A 13,698-nucleotide genomic window follows, 5' to 3' on the forward strand; every position below is an offset into this window, starting at 1 on the left:
GGACGGTGAAGGGCACAGTGACGGACAGGGCGACGATGGAGGAGCACCTCCGCGACGTACGACGACGCCAGGAGCGGATCCGGCCCGCGGACACCCCCGCCGAGGTCGCCTACCCCGCCGGCGAGATCTCGCTGCCGGCCCACGTCGAGCACTGGGCGCGCGAGCGGCCCGATCGCCCCGCCCTCGCCTTCGCCGGCGCCGAGATGTCGTACGCCGAGCTGGCCGATCGCGTCGCGGCGGTCGCCGGCTGGCTCGAGGGCGCCGGTGTCCGGCCCGGCGACCGGGTCGCCGTCCTGCTGCCCAACTGCCCGCAGTTCGTGATCGCGTTCCTCGCGATCCTGCGCGCCGGGGCGGTGCACGTCCCGGTCAACCCGATGTTCAAGGCGGCCGAGCTCACCCACGAGCTGACCGACTGCGGGGCCCGTGTCGTGATCACGCTCGACACCCTGCTGCCACTGGTCGAGGAGGTCGCCGGGGCGCTCGGTCCGGACCACCGCCTGGACCGCTGCCTGGTGACCGCCGCCACCGAGATGGCCGCCGTGGGGGGCGAGCCGGCGCTCGGGGCGGGGGCCGGGGTCGAGGTCGTCGCGTGGCGCGACGCGGTCAGCCACCCTCCCGGCACCGACCGCTCCGGCGACCTCGACGCACTGGCCGCGCTCAACTACACCAGCGGCACCACCGGCCTGCCCAAGGGCTGCGAGCACACCCAGCGGCACATGCTCTACACGGCCGCCTCGGCGATCGGCGCCACGGGATTCGCCGACAGCCCGTCGTACGCCGCCCTGTGCTACCTCCCGATCTTCTGGATCGCGGGCGAGGACCTCGGCATCCTCAACCCGATCGTCGCCGGCGGGACCTCGATCCTGATGGCGCGGTGGGACGCCGGCGAGGCGCTCCGCCTGCTGGAGCGGTACGCCGTCGGCGTGCTGGTCGGCACGGTCGAGAACTACTTGGAGCTGCTGGGCCGCGACGAGCTCGCGTCGACCGACCTGAGCGCGCTGCGGCTGCCGATGGCGATCTCCTTCGTCCAGGTGCTCACCCCGGAGGTCCGCGTGGCGTGGCGGGAGGCGGTCGGTGCGCACTCGGTGCTGCGCGAGGCGGCGTACGGGATGACCGAGACGCACACCTTCGACGTGACTCCCTACGGCTTCGACGCGGGCGACGCCGACCTGGTGGCCGAGCCGATCTTCTGCGGGCTGCCGGTGCCGGGCACCGACGTCGCGGTGGTCGAGCCGGGAACCCTGTCGCCGGTGCCGCTGGGCGAGGTGGGGGAGATCGTGGTGCGCAGCCCGTCGGTGATGACCGGCTACTGGCGGCGCCCCGACGCCACCGCCGGCCAGCTGCGCGACGGCTGGCTGATGACCGGCGACAACGGCCGCCTCGACGAGGACGGCTGCCTGCACTTCCTGGGCCGGGCCAAGGACATGATCAAGGTCAACGGCATGAGCGTCTTCCCCGCCGAGGTGGAGATGCTGCTGACCGGCCATCCCGACGTCGAGGTCGCCGCCGTCGTACCCACCGAGGACGCGGCGCGCGGCCAGTGCCCGGTCGCGTTCGTGTCGCTGCGTGACGGTGCCGCGATCGACGCCGAGCGGCTCGAGACGTGGGCGCGGGCGAACATGGCGACGTACAAGGTCCCGCGGGTGGTGGTGGTCGGCGAGTTCCCGATGACCGACACCGGGAAGATCCGCAAGGTCGAGCTGGTCGAGCGCGCACGGACGCTCGGCATGTCACGAGGATGAGGAAAGACGTGAGCAACGGCGTGAGCAATGAGGGATTCAAGGGCCGTACGGCGGTCGTGACCGGTGCCGCCGGCGGCATCGGCAAGGCGCTGGCCGCGCGGCTGGTCGCCGAGGGCCTGCAGGTCGTGGTCAATGACCTCGACCCCGACCGGACGGCCGCCGCGGCCGAGGAGATCGGCGCCATCGCGATCCCCGGCGACGCCGCCTCCGAGGACGGCGTGGCCGCGCTGGTGGAGGGCGCGGGCGCCGAGCTCGGCGAGATCGACGCCTGGTTCGCCAACGCCGGCATCGCCCGCGGGCTGGGCCTCGACGCGAGCGAGGCCGACTGGGCCGCGAGCTGGGAGGTCAACACCATGGCCCACGTGCGCGCCGCCCGGCTGCTCGTGCCGCGCTGGCTCGAGCGCGGCGAGGGCCGCTTCGTCGTGACGGCGTCGGCCGCGGGCATCCTCACGGCGCTGGAGACGGCGACGTACTCGGTGACCAAGCACGGCGCGGTCGCGTTCGCGGAGTGGCTGTCGGCGACGTACCGCCATCGCGGCCTGGTGGTGCAGGCGATCTGCCCGCAGGGCGTGCAGACCGACATGCTCGCGGCCTCCGGCCCGATGCACCAGATCCTCACCGCCGACGGCGCGCGCACCCCGGAGGAGGTCGCCGACATCACCTGGGACGCCCTGCAGGACGGACGGTTCCTGGTGCTGCCGCACCCGCAGGCGGGGGACTACTACAAGGCCCGGGCCGAGGACACCGATCGGTGGCTGGGCGGGATGAACAAGCTGCAGCGCTACCTCGACCAGCACCAGGAGCAGGAGAACTGATGACCTCGACGATGACGACGACGATGAGGGCCTGGCGGGTGGGCGAGCTCGGCGAGCCCGCGAAGGTGATGGAGCTGACCGAGGTCGCGGTGCCCGAGCCGGGCGCCGGCCAGCTGGTGGTCCGGGTGCTCGCCTCCGCGGCGAACTTCCCCGACGCGCTGATGTGTCGCGGGCTCTACCAGGTGCGGCCCGAGCTGCCCTTCACGCCGGGCGTGGAGCTGTGCGGCGAGGTCGTCGCGCTCGGCGAGGGCGTCACGCGGTTCGCGGTGGGGGACCGGGTCCTCGGCGCCGCCGTGCTGCCGTACGGCGGCTTCGCGGAGCTCGCGCTGATGGACGTGGCCACCACCTTCACCGCCCCGCCGCAGCTCGACGACGCACAGGCGGCCAGCCTCTACATCGGCTACCAGACCGGCTGGTTCGGGCTGCACCGTCGCGCGCACCTGCAGGCCGGCGAGACGCTGCTGGTCCACGCCGCGGCCGGCGGAGTCGGCAGTGCCGCGATCCAGCTCGGCAAGGCCGCGGGCGCGCGGGTGATCGGTGTCGTCGGCGGCCCCGAGAAGGCCGAGGTCGCCCGGCAGCTCGGAGCCGACGTGGTGATCGACCGGCGTACCGAGGACTTCGTGGCGGTCGTCAAGGCCGAGACCGGCGGCCGCGGTGCCGACGTCATCTACGACCCGGTCGGCGGCGACACCTACCAGCGCTCGACCAAGTGCATCGCCTTCGAGGGCCGGATCCTCGTCGTGGGGTTCGCGGGCGGGGAGATCCAGTCCGCCGCGCTCAACCACGCGCTGGTCAAGAACTACTCGATCGTCGGGCTGCACTGGGGCCTCTACAACACCTACGACCCGGCCTCGGTCCAGGAGTGCCACGACGCGCTCGCCGAGCTCGCCGCCCAGGGCGCGATCGCCCCGCTGGTCAGCGAGCGGCTGCCGCTGGAGGAGGTCGCCGCCGGTGTGCAGCGGCTCGCCGACGGCGTCACCGTCGGCCGGGTCGGGTACGACGCCGCGGTGTCGTGAAGGCACGCGAAGGAAGGACATCGATGACCACCAGCACCCAGATCCGGCTCGCGGCGTACCCGGTCGGCGAGCCCGGCGACGACGCCTACGAGACCGCCACCGTCGAGCTCCCCGAGCTCGAGGACGGACAGGTCCTGCTGCGCACGATCTACCTCTCGCTCGACCCCTACATGCGCGGCCGGATGAGCACCGCCAAGTCCTACGCCGATCCCGTGCCGCTCGGCGAGGTCATGATCGGCGCGACGGTGTGCGAGGTCGTCGCGTCGCGCTCGCCGAAGCGTGCGGTCGGCGACATCGTGCTCGCGTTCACCGGCTGGCAGACCCACGCGGTCGTCGACGGGCGGCACACGCGACGGCTCGACCCCGCGGCCGCCCCGGTGTCGACGGCCCTCGGCGTGCTCGGGATGCCCGGCTTCACGGCGTACGGCGGCCTGCTCGAGATCGGCCGCCCGCAGCCCGGCGAGACCGTCGTCGTCGCCGCGGCGACCGGTCCGGTCGGCTCGGCCGTCGGCCAGATCGCGAAGGTCAAGGGCGCACGGGCCGTCGGGATCGCCGGCGGCCCGGACAAGTGCCGCTCGCTGATCGAGGACCTCGGCTTCGACGCGGCGGTCGACCACCGCTCGCCCACCTTCGTCGAGGATCTCGCGGCGGCGACGCCCGACGGCATCGACGTCTACTTCGAGAACGTCGGAGGGCACGTCACCGAGGCCGTCGTACGCCGCCTCAACCGCTTCGCCCGCATGCCCGTGTGCGGCGTCGTCGCCTGGTACAACGCCACCGAGGCACCGACCGGTCCCGACCAGTTCCCGGGCTTCCTGCGCCGGATCCTCACCCAGAGCCTGACCGTGCGCGGGTTCATCCAGGACGAGTTCGTGCCGACCCACCACGACGCCTTCCTGCGGGACATGGCCGGGTGGATCGCCGACGGCTCGGTGCGGTACGCCGAGGACGTCGTCGAGGGTCTGGAGAACGCGCCCGCTGCCTTCCGCGGGCTGCTGCGTGGCGACTACCTGGGCAAGGTGCTCGTGCAGGTCGGTCCCCTCGAAGACGGATCTTTGCGCGAGGGGTGACATACCACCCGGGCGGTTTCTCGTAGGCTTGGCACACCAAGCACCAGGAGGGTCCATGACGCAGCAGGGTGGAAGGCGCATCGGGCGTCCGCCGGTCGTGGTCGACGGCCTGACCGTCCGGGAGAAGCTGCTCGAGGTCGCCCGGGACCTGTTCGCCGAGCGGGGCTTCGAGAGCACCTCGGTGCAGGACGTCGTCGCGGCGGCCGGAGTGACCAAGGGCGCGATGTACCACTACTTCGCGTCCAAGGACGAGCTGCTGGCCGAGATCTACGCGCGGGTGCTGCGGATGCAGACCTCGCACCTCGAGGCGTTCGTGGGCTCGGACGCCCCGATCGCCGAGCGGGTCGCGGACGCCGCGGCGGACGTCGTGACGACCACGATCCACAACCTGCCGAGCACGACGATCTTCTTCCGCTCGCTGCACCAGCTGAACCCCGAGCACGAGCGCGAGGTCCGCGACCAGCGCCGCCGCTACCACGACATGTTCCGCGAGATGATCGTCGCCGGGCAGGAGTCCGGCGTCTTCCGCGGCGATGTGCGGGCCGACCTGGTCGTCGACTACTTCTTCGGCGCGGTCCACCACCTGCCGATGTGGTGGCGCGAGGAGCGGGGCCTGGATCCCGTGGAGGTCGGCAGGGAGTTCGCCACGCTGCTGCTGGACTCGCTGGTGGCGCGCTGACCGCCGCCGCGGTTCTTCGCGGATTCTCAGGTGATCTCCGGGGGCCCGGACGACAATCGAGTCGGACCATTCCCCCTCAGAAGGAGGTCTCCATGACGCTCGATCTCGACGTCATCACCAGCGGCCTGATCGCAGTTCTCCTCGCAGCGACGAGCGTCGTCTTCGTTCTCGGACTGCTCGGCGAGCTGGGCGTGCTGCGCCGCGGCCGGTGTCCCGAGTGTGATCGGCACGTGCTGCGGCGCCAGGGCGGCGAGGACCACGCCTGCGCGATGTGCCGGCACGACCACCTCGCCCACCCGGTGCGCACGCTGCGGCACCCGGTGCGGGAGTTCAGCCAGCACTGAACCTCTGCTGCGCCTGGTTGCTCGGGGCTGGTGGTGGCGGCCGCACCGTAGCTCGTCGGCCCCCACCGTCAAGGACGCCTTCGGCGCCGCTGCGCGGTCGCTTCGCGATCCTTGACTGCGGGTCCCGGACGACGAGCTTGACGGCGCGACAACGGCACGGGCTTCGCCCGCGCCGCCGCTTCGCGGCCGCCAGGGAGTGCGATCGTCTTCGGGGAGTTCTTCCGGCGTGTGGTGCCGGAAGAACTCCCCTCTATGTCCGTCGGTGGAACCGGTAGTCGCCCGTGGCGAGCTTGGTCATGTCGTAGCGGGTGTCGTGGGCTCGGTGATGGTGGTGGGAGCAGAGGAGTACGCCGTCGGCGAGGTCGGTCTTCCCGCCCTGTGCCCAGGGTTTGAGGTGGTGGGCCTCACACCAGGCTGCGGGTATGGAGCAGCCTTCGGCGCGGCAGCGCTTGTCCCGCAGCCGCATGGCCTTGCGTTGGGGTGGTTCGAAGAGGCGGCGGGCTCTGCCGAGGTCGAGGGGTTCGGACGTGCCGCCGAGGACGGCGGGGATGATCTTGGCGGTGCAGGCGAGCCGTCGTGCTTCGCTGGCGGAGATGACGGTGTCGTCGAGCATCGCGGAGCCCAGCTCGCTCAGCAGGGTTTCGAGGGGGATGGTGACCATGACGGTGGTGGCGTCTCCGCCGTGGTCGGGCAGGCGCTTGGGGTCGAGTAGTTCGAGGAGTCGGCAGAACGCCTCGCCCCTGTTGCGGGCTCGGGTTTGGGTGGCTCGGGGTGAGTCTTGGGCTTCGAGGTAGGTGAGGGCTCGTTCGGAGACGGAGTCGGGGAGGTCGCAGATCCAGCGGGTGATCCCGTTGCCGCGTTTCCTGATCCTGATCGCGACCTCGTCCCGTGCGGCCCGTTCTTCACGTTCCAGGGCTTTGCCCAGTTCGGCTTCTGCGATGTCGGGTGCGACGACTTCGAGGATCTTGGTGCCGAGGACCTGGAGGTCTTTGGGGTCGTAGATCGCTGCGAGCTCGATCAGATGGGCCTCGGCACTCGCGCGAGTGGATTCGTCGACGGCGTCGGAGAGCTTGTCGACCGCGCGGATGATGACCCGGGCCTGGGCCTCGTTCACGTCGCCAGAGCGGAGCGCAGCCGCGGTCAGCGGGTGCCGCTCGAGCGATTCTGCGAGCCGGAGCTGTGCTCGGCCGGCTGAGGCGGTGATGCGGGTGGTGTGGGCGAGCCAGCACCCGGCGTCGCGGGACCCGTGCTCCTCGGCCACATCCGCGGCTGCAGCGAGGACTCGGAGCTCGAGCTCGGCGAGCTGCGCCTTGACGCGCGCCAACTCGACAAGAAGGTCGGCCTTGTCGCGGGTGCGGAGGTAGTCGGCCGGCATGTCCGCGACCACCGTCAGCTCGGCGTGGACGGCTTGGGCGCAGGCAAGGATCGGGTGCAACGACACCGTTCCTGCGACCATGACTAGCTCCCCGAGACGGACTGATCAGCTGCCTTCCATGATACACGCGTTCGAACGATTTCAGAACCCTGAAATCGAACAAAATCGCAGGTCAGGACAGGTTTTGATGGGCGGCCGCGAAGCGGCGGCGCGGGCGAAGCCCGTGCCGTTGTCGCGCCGTCATGCCGCCCGGTAGGGACCCGGGGTCAAGGACGCGAAGCGCCGCGAAGCGGGGCGAGCGCAGCGAGCATCCTTGACGCCGGGGACCGGGCGGCTAAGGTGCGGCCGCCCACCATCAGCCCGAGAGAACACCGTCAGAGAGGGCATTCAGCCAGCACTGAGCCCGGCCGCGTCCACCAGGCTCGGCCCGTACCAGGTGAGCAGCCGCCCGCTGACCAGCTCCGTGGGCACCGTGAAGACCTCCGGCCCGTCGGCCTCCGTGAAGACGTAGGGCTCGTCGGGCAGCAGCACCACATCCGGCCGGGTCGCCTCGATGTCGGCGACCGTGACGCTCGGGTAGCGCTCGGCACTGGTCGCGTAGGCGTTCTCCCACCCGAGCCGGCGCACCAGGTCGGTGACGAAGGTGTCGCCGCCGACGACCATCCACGGGTCCCGCCAGATCGGTACGACGACCCGGCGGGTCACCGGCGGCAGGTCGCCGCACCACAGTCCCTCGACGGCAGGCAGCCAGTCCGGCTCGGGCCAGCCGATGCCGGCGAGCAGGCGGCGGATCGAGGTGACCGCGTCCGGCACGGTGCGGATGTCGGTCACCCAGACGTGGACGCCGGAGTCGCGCAGCCGGCGTACGTCGAGCTCGCGGTTCTCCTCCTTGTTGGCGACCACCACGTCCGGCCGGAGGTCGCGGATCGCCGCCAGGTCGGGATTCTTGGTGCCGCGGACGCGGGTGGTCGCGAGGTCGGCCGGGTGGGTGCACCAGTCGGTCGCGCCGACGACCCGCTCGGGGTGGATCGAGGCGAGCGTCTCGGTCAGGGACGGCACCAGCGACACCACGCGGAGCGCCGGCCGGGCTCCGTCGTACGCCGTGCCGAGGTCGTCGCGGACGCCGGCCATCAGCAGCCGGGGTAGGCCGCCGGACGGGGAGCGATCAGGACCGACTCGACCCGGGTCCGGGGCCCGGGCTTCACGCCGTACGCGAACTGGAAGTTCAGGACCCCGTGGGACCCGTACTTGCTGAGGACCCAGAGGTCCCGTCCCCCGGTGCTGGTGCTCCCGTTGAGCTCCGACATCGGATGCAGCCCGAAGTTGTGCGGGTAGGCGCGGCGCACCTGGCGCAGCGTGGACCCGACACCGATGCCGCGGCGGGTGAGGTCGCGGTCGGTGATGACGACGATGCCGGCCACGCGCATGGCGGGGAACTGGCCCTTCCAGACCACCCAGCCGCGGGTGCGGAGGCGAGGCGCCATCTGGTAGCCCGGCGCGCAGTGGTCAGCGGCGCGGGACACCATGCCGGTCCGCCAGGCCTCGCGATTCGTCATCCCGAGCCGCAGCGGCCCCCAGGCGCCGAAGTGCAGGACCAGGCCCGTGCCGGAGGCACGCGTCGCGGCGGGACTCAGCCTCGTGGCCGAGGCGGAGGGGAGGACGGCGAGGGCCAGGACGAGGCCGAGGGCCACCGCGGAGTGACGGACGAGGCTGCGCACGCCCGGCAGCCTAATCGAGCGGGCTCAGCCCCGGGTGGGATCCGCTCCGACGATGCGGAGGGCCAGATCGGCGTACTGGTCCGCGACCTGCTCGGGCGTCCACTTCACACCGTCGCGGTACCAGCGCGCCAGGTCGATGCCCAGCGACAGCAGCGCCGCGGCGGTCATCTCGACCTCGGCCACGCGGAACCGGCCGGCGGCGACGCCGCGGGCGACGAGCTCGCGCATCTCGCTCTCGATCCGGTGCCGGATGCCGCGGATCTCGGTGAGGTGCTCGGGGGAGAGCGCGGCGAGCTCGTAGTTCACGATCCGCGCGCCGGTGTGGTCGCGCGCATGGTGCAGGCAGAAGTCGTGGATGACGCGGCGCAGCTGCTCGGTGGGGTCGTCGGTGGTCGCGATCGCCTCGCCGATCAGCCGCAGCGTCGCCTCGTGGCCCTCCTTGGAGATCTGGTGGAGCAGCTCCTCCTTGGAGCGGTGGTGCACGTAGAGCGCGGCCGGGCTCATGCCCGCGGTGGTGGCGATGTCCCGCGTCGTGGTGCCGTGGAAGCCCTTGTCGGCGAACGCCTCGATGGCCGCCTCGAGGAGGCGGGTCCGTGTGTCTGTCATCTCGAACTCCCTCCTTGACGACCGGCGCGATGTGGACGAGAGTAACGCTAAGCAAGCGCTTAGTCACCACCTGAGGAGCCACTCATGCCCGAAGCAGTCATCGTCTCCACCGCACGGTCCCCGATCGGCCGGGCCATGAAGGGCTCGCTGAAGGACATGCGGCCCGACGACCTCGCCGTGCAGATGGTGCAGGCCGCTCTGGCCAAGGTCCCCGAGCTCGACCCGGCCGACGTCACCGACCTGATCCTCGGCGTCGGCCAGCCCGCCGGCGAGTCCGGCAACAACCTCGGCCGCGCGGTCGCCGTGCTCGCCGGCATGGACCGCCTCCCGGGCGTGACGGTCAACCGCTACTGCTCCTCCAGCCTGCAGACCACCCGGATGGCCTTCCACGCCATCAAGGCCGGCGAGGGCGACACCTACATCTCCGCCGGGGTCGAGACGGTCAGCCGCTTCCTCAACGGGATGTCGGACAACGCCGAGGGCCAGAACCCGCTCTTCTCCGACGCGCAGGCGATCACCGCGAAGCGCGCCGAGGGCGGCGCCGACACGTGGCAGGACCCGCGCGAGAGCGGCGCGCTGCCCGACCTCTACATCGCCATGGGCCAGACCGCCGAGAACGTCGCGCAGGTCCTCGGCATGTCCCGCAAGGAGCAGGACGAGTTCGGCGTCCGGTCCCACAACCTGGCCTGCCAGCGGATCGAGGAGGGCTTCTGGGAGCGCGAGATCACCCCGGTGACGCTGGCCGACGGCTCGGTCGTGTCCAAGGACGACGGCCCCCGCGCCGGTACGACGTACGAGGCGGTCAGCCAGCTCCGGCCGGTCTTCCGCCCCGACGGCGTCATCACCGCCGGCAACGCCTGCCCGCTCAACGACGGTGCCGCGGCGCTGGTCATCATGAGCGACGAGAAGGCCAAGGCCCTGGGCCTGACCCCGCTCGCCCGCATCGTCTCGACCGCGGTCACCGGCCTCTCGCCGGAGATCATGGGCCTCGGCCCGGTCGAGGCCATCCCGGCCGCGCTCAAGCAGGCCGGCATGGGCATCGACGACATCGACCTCTACGAGATCAACGAGGCCTTCGCCGTGCAGAGCCTGGGCTCGGCCCAGCAGCTCGGCATCCCGCTGGACAAGCTCAACGTCAACGGCGGCGCGATCGCGGTCGGTCACCCGTTCGGCATGACCGGCGCGCGGATCACCGCCACGCTGATCAACTCCCTGCAGTGGCACGACAAGCAGTTCGGCGTCGAGTCGATGTGCGTCGGCGGCGGTCAGGGCATGGCGATGGTGATCGAGCGGCTCTCCTGATGGGGCGCTTCGACGGCAGGACCGCGATCGTCACCGGCGCGAGCCGGGGCATCGGTCTGGGCATCGCCGAGCGGCTCGTCGCCGACGGAGCCCGGGTCGTGATCACCGCCCGCACCAAGGAGGCCCTCGACGAGGCCGTCGCCCACCTCGGCGGCCCCGAGGTGGCGGTGGCGGTGGCCGGCAAGGCCGACGACGTCGAGCACCAGGCCGAGGTGATCCGTACGGCGATCGACACCTTCGGCAGCATCGACTTCCTGGTCAACAACACCGGCATCAACCCGGTCTACGGGCCGCTGGTCGACCTCGACCTCAACGCCGCCCGCAAGATCGTGGAGGTCAACTGCATCGCCGCGGTCTCGTGGGTGCAGCAGGCCCACCGGGCCTGGATGAAGGAGCACGGCGGCGCCATCGTCAACGTCTCCTCCCTCTCCGCCTTCCGCACCGCGCCGATGATCGGCTTCTACGGCGCCTCCAAGGCGATGCTCAACTCGATCACCGAGCTGCTCGCCGTCGAGCTCGGCCCGGACATCCGGGTCAACGGGGTCGCGCCGGCCGTGGTGAAGACCAAGTTCGCCGCCGCCCTCTACGAGGGTCACGAGGAGGAGTCGAGCCGGGCCTACCCGCTCAAGCGCCTCGGCGAGCCCGAGGACATCGGCAGCGTCGTGGCCTTCCTGCTGTCCGACGACGCGGCCTGGATGACCGGGCAGACCGTCCTGATCGACGGTGGCGTCAGCCTGACCGCCGGCGAGTGACCGCCGGCGTACCCCTTCCCTGAGGAGCATCCCCCCATGAGCACCACCCGTACCGCCATCGTGACCGGCGCGGCCCGCGGCATCGGCGCCAGCGTCGCGCAGCGACTGGCCGCCGACGGCCTGGCCGTCGCGATCCTCGACCTCGACGAACAGGCCTGCGCCGGCGTCGTGAAGCAGATCGAGGCCGACGGCGGGCGCGCTCTCGCCGTCGGCGTCGACGTCGCCGACGAGGCCGCCGTTCAGTCCGCCGTCGAGCGCGTGGCGGCCGAGCTCGGCGAGCCGACCGTGCTGGTCAACAACGCCGGCATCACCCGCGACAACCTGGTCTTCAAGATGAGCGTCGAGGACTGGGACCAGGTGATGGGCGTCCACCTGCGCGGGTCCTTCCTGATGACCCGCGCGGTGCAGGGCTACATGACCAAGGCCGGCTTCGGCCGCGTCGTGACCATGTCCAGCACCTCCGCCCAGGGCAACCGCGGCCAGGTCAACTACGCCGCGGCCAAGGGCGGGCTGGAGAGCTTCACGCGCACGCTCGCGATCGAGCTCGGCAAGTTCGGCGTCACGGCCAACGCGATCGCGCCCGGCTTCATCGACACCCCCATGCTGTCGGCCACCGCCGAGCGGATCGGGATGTCGTACGACGACTTCCTGGCCATGGGCGCCACGAGCATCGCCGTGGGCCGAGTCGGCACCCCCGACGACATCGCGCAGGCGGTGTCCTTCTTCGTCGACGAGCGCTCCGGCTACGTCAACGGCCAGGTCCTGGCCGTCGCCGGCGGCCCGTCCCACTTCTGATCCGAGGGAGAGACATGAAGGTCTTCAACGGCGTCGAGGAGCTCCAGGCCGCGGCCGGGACGCACCTCGGCTACTCCGACTGGCACACCGTCGACCAGGCGCAGATCGACGCCTTCGCCGATGCGACGGGCGACCACCAGTGGATCCACCTCGACGCGGAGCGCGCGGCGGCCGGGCCGTTCGGCACCACCATCGCCCACGGCTTCCTCACCCTGAGCCTGCTGCCGATGCTGGCCTCGCAGGTCTACGCGGTGGAGGGCGTCAGTGCGGGCGTCAACTACGGCGCCAACAAGCTGCGCTTCCCGTCCCCGGTGCCGGTGGACTCCCGGGTCCGCGCGGGCGTGGAGCTGCTCGAGATCACCCCCATCGCGCTGGGCTTCCAGGTCGCGACCCGGGTGATCATCGAGCGCGAGGGCGGCGACAAGCCGGCCTGCGTCGTGGACATGCTGTCCGTGGTCGTCCCGTGACCTCGGAGCCGCCTCCCGGGCTCGACCTCGGCCGCCTCGGCGCGTGGTTCGCCGGCAACGTGCCGGACGCGGGCGACAACCTCGAGGCGACCCTCATCGCGGGCGGCAAGTCCAACCTGACCTATGTCGTCACCGACGGCTCCCAGGAGTGGATCGTCCGCCGCCCGCCGCTGGGCCACGTGCTGGCCACCGCCCACGACATGGCCCGCGAGCACCGGGTGATGTCGGCGCTGCAGGACACCGCCGTCCCGGTGCCGCGCACCTACGCGATGTGCACCGACGCCTCGGTCATCGGGGCCGACTTCTACGTGATGCAGCGCTGCGCCGGTACGCCGTACCGCCTCGCCGACCAGCTGATCCCCCTCGGACCCGAGCGGACCCGTGCCATCTCCGAGCGGCTCGTCGACGTGCTCGCCGCGCTGCACGCGGTCGACCCCGCGGAGGTCGGCCTGTCCGACTTCGGCCGTCCCGAGGGGTTCCTCGGCCGCCAGGTCGGGCGCTGGAAGAAGCAGCTGGACGCGTCGTACTGCCGCGACCTGCCGGCCGCCGACGAGCTGCACGCACTGCTCGCCGCCAACGTGCCCCCCGAGTCTGCGGCCGGGATCGTGCACGGCGACTACCGGCTCGACAACGTGCTGGTCGACGACGACGACCGGCTGACCGCCGTGCTGGACTGGGAGATGGCCACCCTCGGCGACCCGCTCACCGACCTGGCCGTGATGCTGCTCTACGGCCGGCTCGGCCTGGTCGGCGGCGACGCCGTCAGCAACGTCTCGATCGCCCCCGGCTTCCTCTCCGAGGACGAGATCATCGCGCGCTACTCCCAGGGCAGCGACCGCGACCTCTCCGGCTTCGGCTTCTACCTCGGCCTCGCGGCGTACAAGCTCGCCGCGATCCTCGAGGGCATCCACTACCGCTATCTGCACGGCCAGACCGTCGGCCCCGGCTTCGACCGGATCGGCGACGCGATCCACCCCCTGCTCGACGCCGGGCTCACCGCTATCAAGGAGAACTGAC

15 protein-coding genes are annotated in these 13,698 nt (G+C 71.6%); 11 read left to right on the top strand and 4 right to left on the bottom strand.

Annotated features, from left to right (window positions below; genetic code table 11):
- Positions 1-35: 35 nt before the first annotated feature.
- From ACYU8V_RS15750 to ACYU8V_RS15775, 6 genes are all read left to right on the top strand, one after another.
- The gene (locus ACYU8V_RS15750) at positions 36-1,742 is read left to right on the top strand and encodes an AMP-binding protein (protein ID WP_460848683.1); all 1,707 of its coding nucleotides are present in this window, start codon (positions 36-38) and stop codon (positions 1,740-1,742) included.
- Positions 1,743-1,750: 8 nt separating this feature from the next.
- Positions 1,751-2,557, top strand: a complete 807-nt coding sequence (locus ACYU8V_RS15755; RefSeq protein ID WP_460848684.1) for an SDR family NAD(P)-dependent oxidoreductase — start codon at positions 1,751-1,753, stop codon at positions 2,555-2,557.
- Positions 2,557-3,573 carry an NADPH:quinone oxidoreductase family protein gene (locus ACYU8V_RS15760; protein ID WP_460848685.1) on the top strand — a complete coding sequence of 339 codons (1,017 nt, stop codon included), beginning with the start codon at positions 2,557-2,559 and terminating at the stop codon, positions 3,571-3,573. Before ACYU8V_RS15755 ends, ACYU8V_RS15760 begins: the two co-directional genes overlap by 1 nt.
- A 23-nt stretch (positions 3,574-3,596) precedes the next feature.
- Positions 3,597-4,643 carry an NADP-dependent oxidoreductase gene (locus tag ACYU8V_RS15765; RefSeq protein ID WP_460848686.1) on the top strand — a complete coding sequence of 349 codons (1,047 nt, stop codon included), beginning with the start codon at positions 3,597-3,599 and terminating at the stop codon, positions 4,641-4,643.
- 55 nt (positions 4,644-4,698) lie between these two features.
- A complete protein-coding gene (locus ACYU8V_RS15770) occupies positions 4,699-5,322 on the top strand; it encodes a TetR/AcrR family transcriptional regulator (RefSeq protein WP_460848687.1) in 624 nt (207 codons plus the stop codon).
- Positions 5,323-5,414: 92 nt separating this feature from the next.
- Complete coding sequence (locus tag ACYU8V_RS15775; RefSeq protein WP_460848688.1) at positions 5,415-5,666, top strand: hypothetical protein; 252 nt, start codon at positions 5,415-5,417, stop codon at positions 5,664-5,666.
- 250 nt (positions 5,667-5,916) lie between these two features.
- Here ACYU8V_RS15775 and ACYU8V_RS15780 read toward each other — a convergent pair whose 3' ends face one another.
- The 4 genes from ACYU8V_RS15780 to ACYU8V_RS15795 form a co-directional block, all read right to left on the bottom strand.
- Positions 5,917-7,122, bottom strand: coding sequence for an HNH endonuclease signature motif containing protein (locus ACYU8V_RS15780; RefSeq protein WP_460848689.1), 1,206 nt, complete (start codon positions 7,120-7,122; stop codon positions 5,917-5,919).
- A 306-nt stretch (positions 7,123-7,428) separates the two neighbouring features.
- Positions 7,429-8,172 carry a helical backbone metal receptor gene (locus ACYU8V_RS15785; RefSeq protein WP_460848690.1) on the bottom strand — a complete coding sequence of 248 codons (744 nt, stop codon included), beginning with the start codon at positions 8,170-8,172 and terminating at the stop codon, positions 7,429-7,431.
- Positions 8,172-8,759, bottom strand: coding sequence for a hypothetical protein (locus ACYU8V_RS15790; RefSeq protein ID WP_460848691.1), 588 nt, complete (start codon positions 8,757-8,759; stop codon positions 8,172-8,174). Before ACYU8V_RS15790 ends, ACYU8V_RS15785 begins: the two co-directional genes overlap by 1 nt.
- Positions 8,760-8,783: 24 nt before the next feature.
- Positions 8,784-9,365, bottom strand: coding sequence for a TetR/AcrR family transcriptional regulator (locus ACYU8V_RS15795; RefSeq protein WP_460848692.1), 582 nt, complete (start codon positions 9,363-9,365; stop codon positions 8,784-8,786).
- A gap of 84 nt (positions 9,366-9,449) precedes the next feature.
- On the opposite strand from ACYU8V_RS15795, the gene ACYU8V_RS15800 reads away from it, so the two are divergent.
- Genes ACYU8V_RS15800 through ACYU8V_RS15820 form a run of 5 tightly spaced genes read left to right on the top strand, consistent with a single transcriptional unit; the run spans position 9,450 to position 13,697 of the window.
- Complete coding sequence (locus tag ACYU8V_RS15800) at positions 9,450-10,667, top strand: acetyl-CoA C-acetyltransferase (protein WP_460848693.1); 1,218 nt, start codon at positions 9,450-9,452, stop codon at positions 10,665-10,667.
- Positions 10,667-11,419 (top strand): SDR family oxidoreductase, encoded by a 753-nt coding sequence (locus ACYU8V_RS15805; protein ID WP_460848695.1) that lies wholly within the window; start codon positions 10,667-10,669, stop codon positions 11,417-11,419. The genes ACYU8V_RS15800 and ACYU8V_RS15805 overlap by 1 nt, the downstream gene beginning before the upstream one ends.
- Before the next feature lie 36 nt (positions 11,420-11,455).
- Entirely contained in the window at positions 11,456-12,214 is a 759-nt protein-coding gene (locus ACYU8V_RS15810) for an SDR family oxidoreductase (RefSeq protein ID WP_460848696.1), read from the top strand.
- 14 nt (positions 12,215-12,228) lie between these two features.
- Positions 12,229-12,681: a MaoC family dehydratase gene (locus tag ACYU8V_RS15815; RefSeq protein WP_460848697.1), complete on the top strand. Its 453-nt coding sequence runs from the start codon at positions 12,229-12,231 to the stop codon at positions 12,679-12,681.
- The gene (locus ACYU8V_RS15820) at positions 12,678-13,697 is read left to right on the top strand and encodes a phosphotransferase family protein (protein ID WP_460848699.1); all 1,020 of its coding nucleotides are present in this window, start codon (positions 12,678-12,680) and stop codon (positions 13,695-13,697) included. Before ACYU8V_RS15815 ends, ACYU8V_RS15820 begins: the two co-directional genes overlap by 4 nt.
- Position 13,698: the final 1 nt, after the last annotated feature.

It is taken from the genome of Nocardioides ultimimeridianus (assembly GCF_054777895.1).

Bases quoted from the DNA above. Each gene is read 5' to 3' on its own strand.
- ACYU8V_RS15750 (WP_460848683.1), top strand. From the start codon at position 36: ATGGAGGAGCACCTCCGCGACGTACGACGACGCCAGGAGCGGATCCGG.
- ACYU8V_RS15760 (WP_460848685.1), top strand. From the start codon at position 2,557: ATGACCTCGACGATGACGACGACGATGAGGGCCTGGCGGGTGGGCGAG.
- ACYU8V_RS15765 (WP_460848686.1), top strand. From the start codon at position 3,597: ATGACCACCAGCACCCAGATCCGGCTCGCGGCGTACCCGGTCGGCGAG.
- ACYU8V_RS15770 (WP_460848687.1), top strand. From the start codon at position 4,699: ATGACGCAGCAGGGTGGAAGGCGCATCGGGCGTCCGCCGGTCGTGGTC.
- ACYU8V_RS15775 (WP_460848688.1), top strand. From the start codon at position 5,415: ATGACGCTCGATCTCGACGTCATCACCAGCGGCCTGATCGCAGTTCTC.
- ACYU8V_RS15780 (WP_460848689.1), bottom strand. From the start codon at position 7,122: ATGGTCGCAGGAACGGTGTCGTTGCACCCGATCCTTGCCTGCGCCCAA.
- ACYU8V_RS15785 (WP_460848690.1), bottom strand. From the start codon at position 8,172: ATGGCCGGCGTCCGCGACGACCTCGGCACGGCGTACGACGGAGCCCGG.
- ACYU8V_RS15795 (WP_460848692.1), bottom strand. From the start codon at position 9,365: ATGACAGACACACGGACCCGCCTCCTCGAGGCGGCCATCGAGGCGTTC.
- ACYU8V_RS15800 (WP_460848693.1), top strand. From the start codon at position 9,450: ATGCCCGAAGCAGTCATCGTCTCCACCGCACGGTCCCCGATCGGCCGG.
- ACYU8V_RS15805 (WP_460848695.1), top strand. From the start codon at position 10,667: ATGGGGCGCTTCGACGGCAGGACCGCGATCGTCACCGGCGCGAGCCGG.
- ACYU8V_RS15810 (WP_460848696.1), top strand. From the start codon at position 11,456: ATGAGCACCACCCGTACCGCCATCGTGACCGGCGCGGCCCGCGGCATC.
- ACYU8V_RS15815 (WP_460848697.1), top strand. From the start codon at position 12,229: ATGAAGGTCTTCAACGGCGTCGAGGAGCTCCAGGCCGCGGCCGGGACG.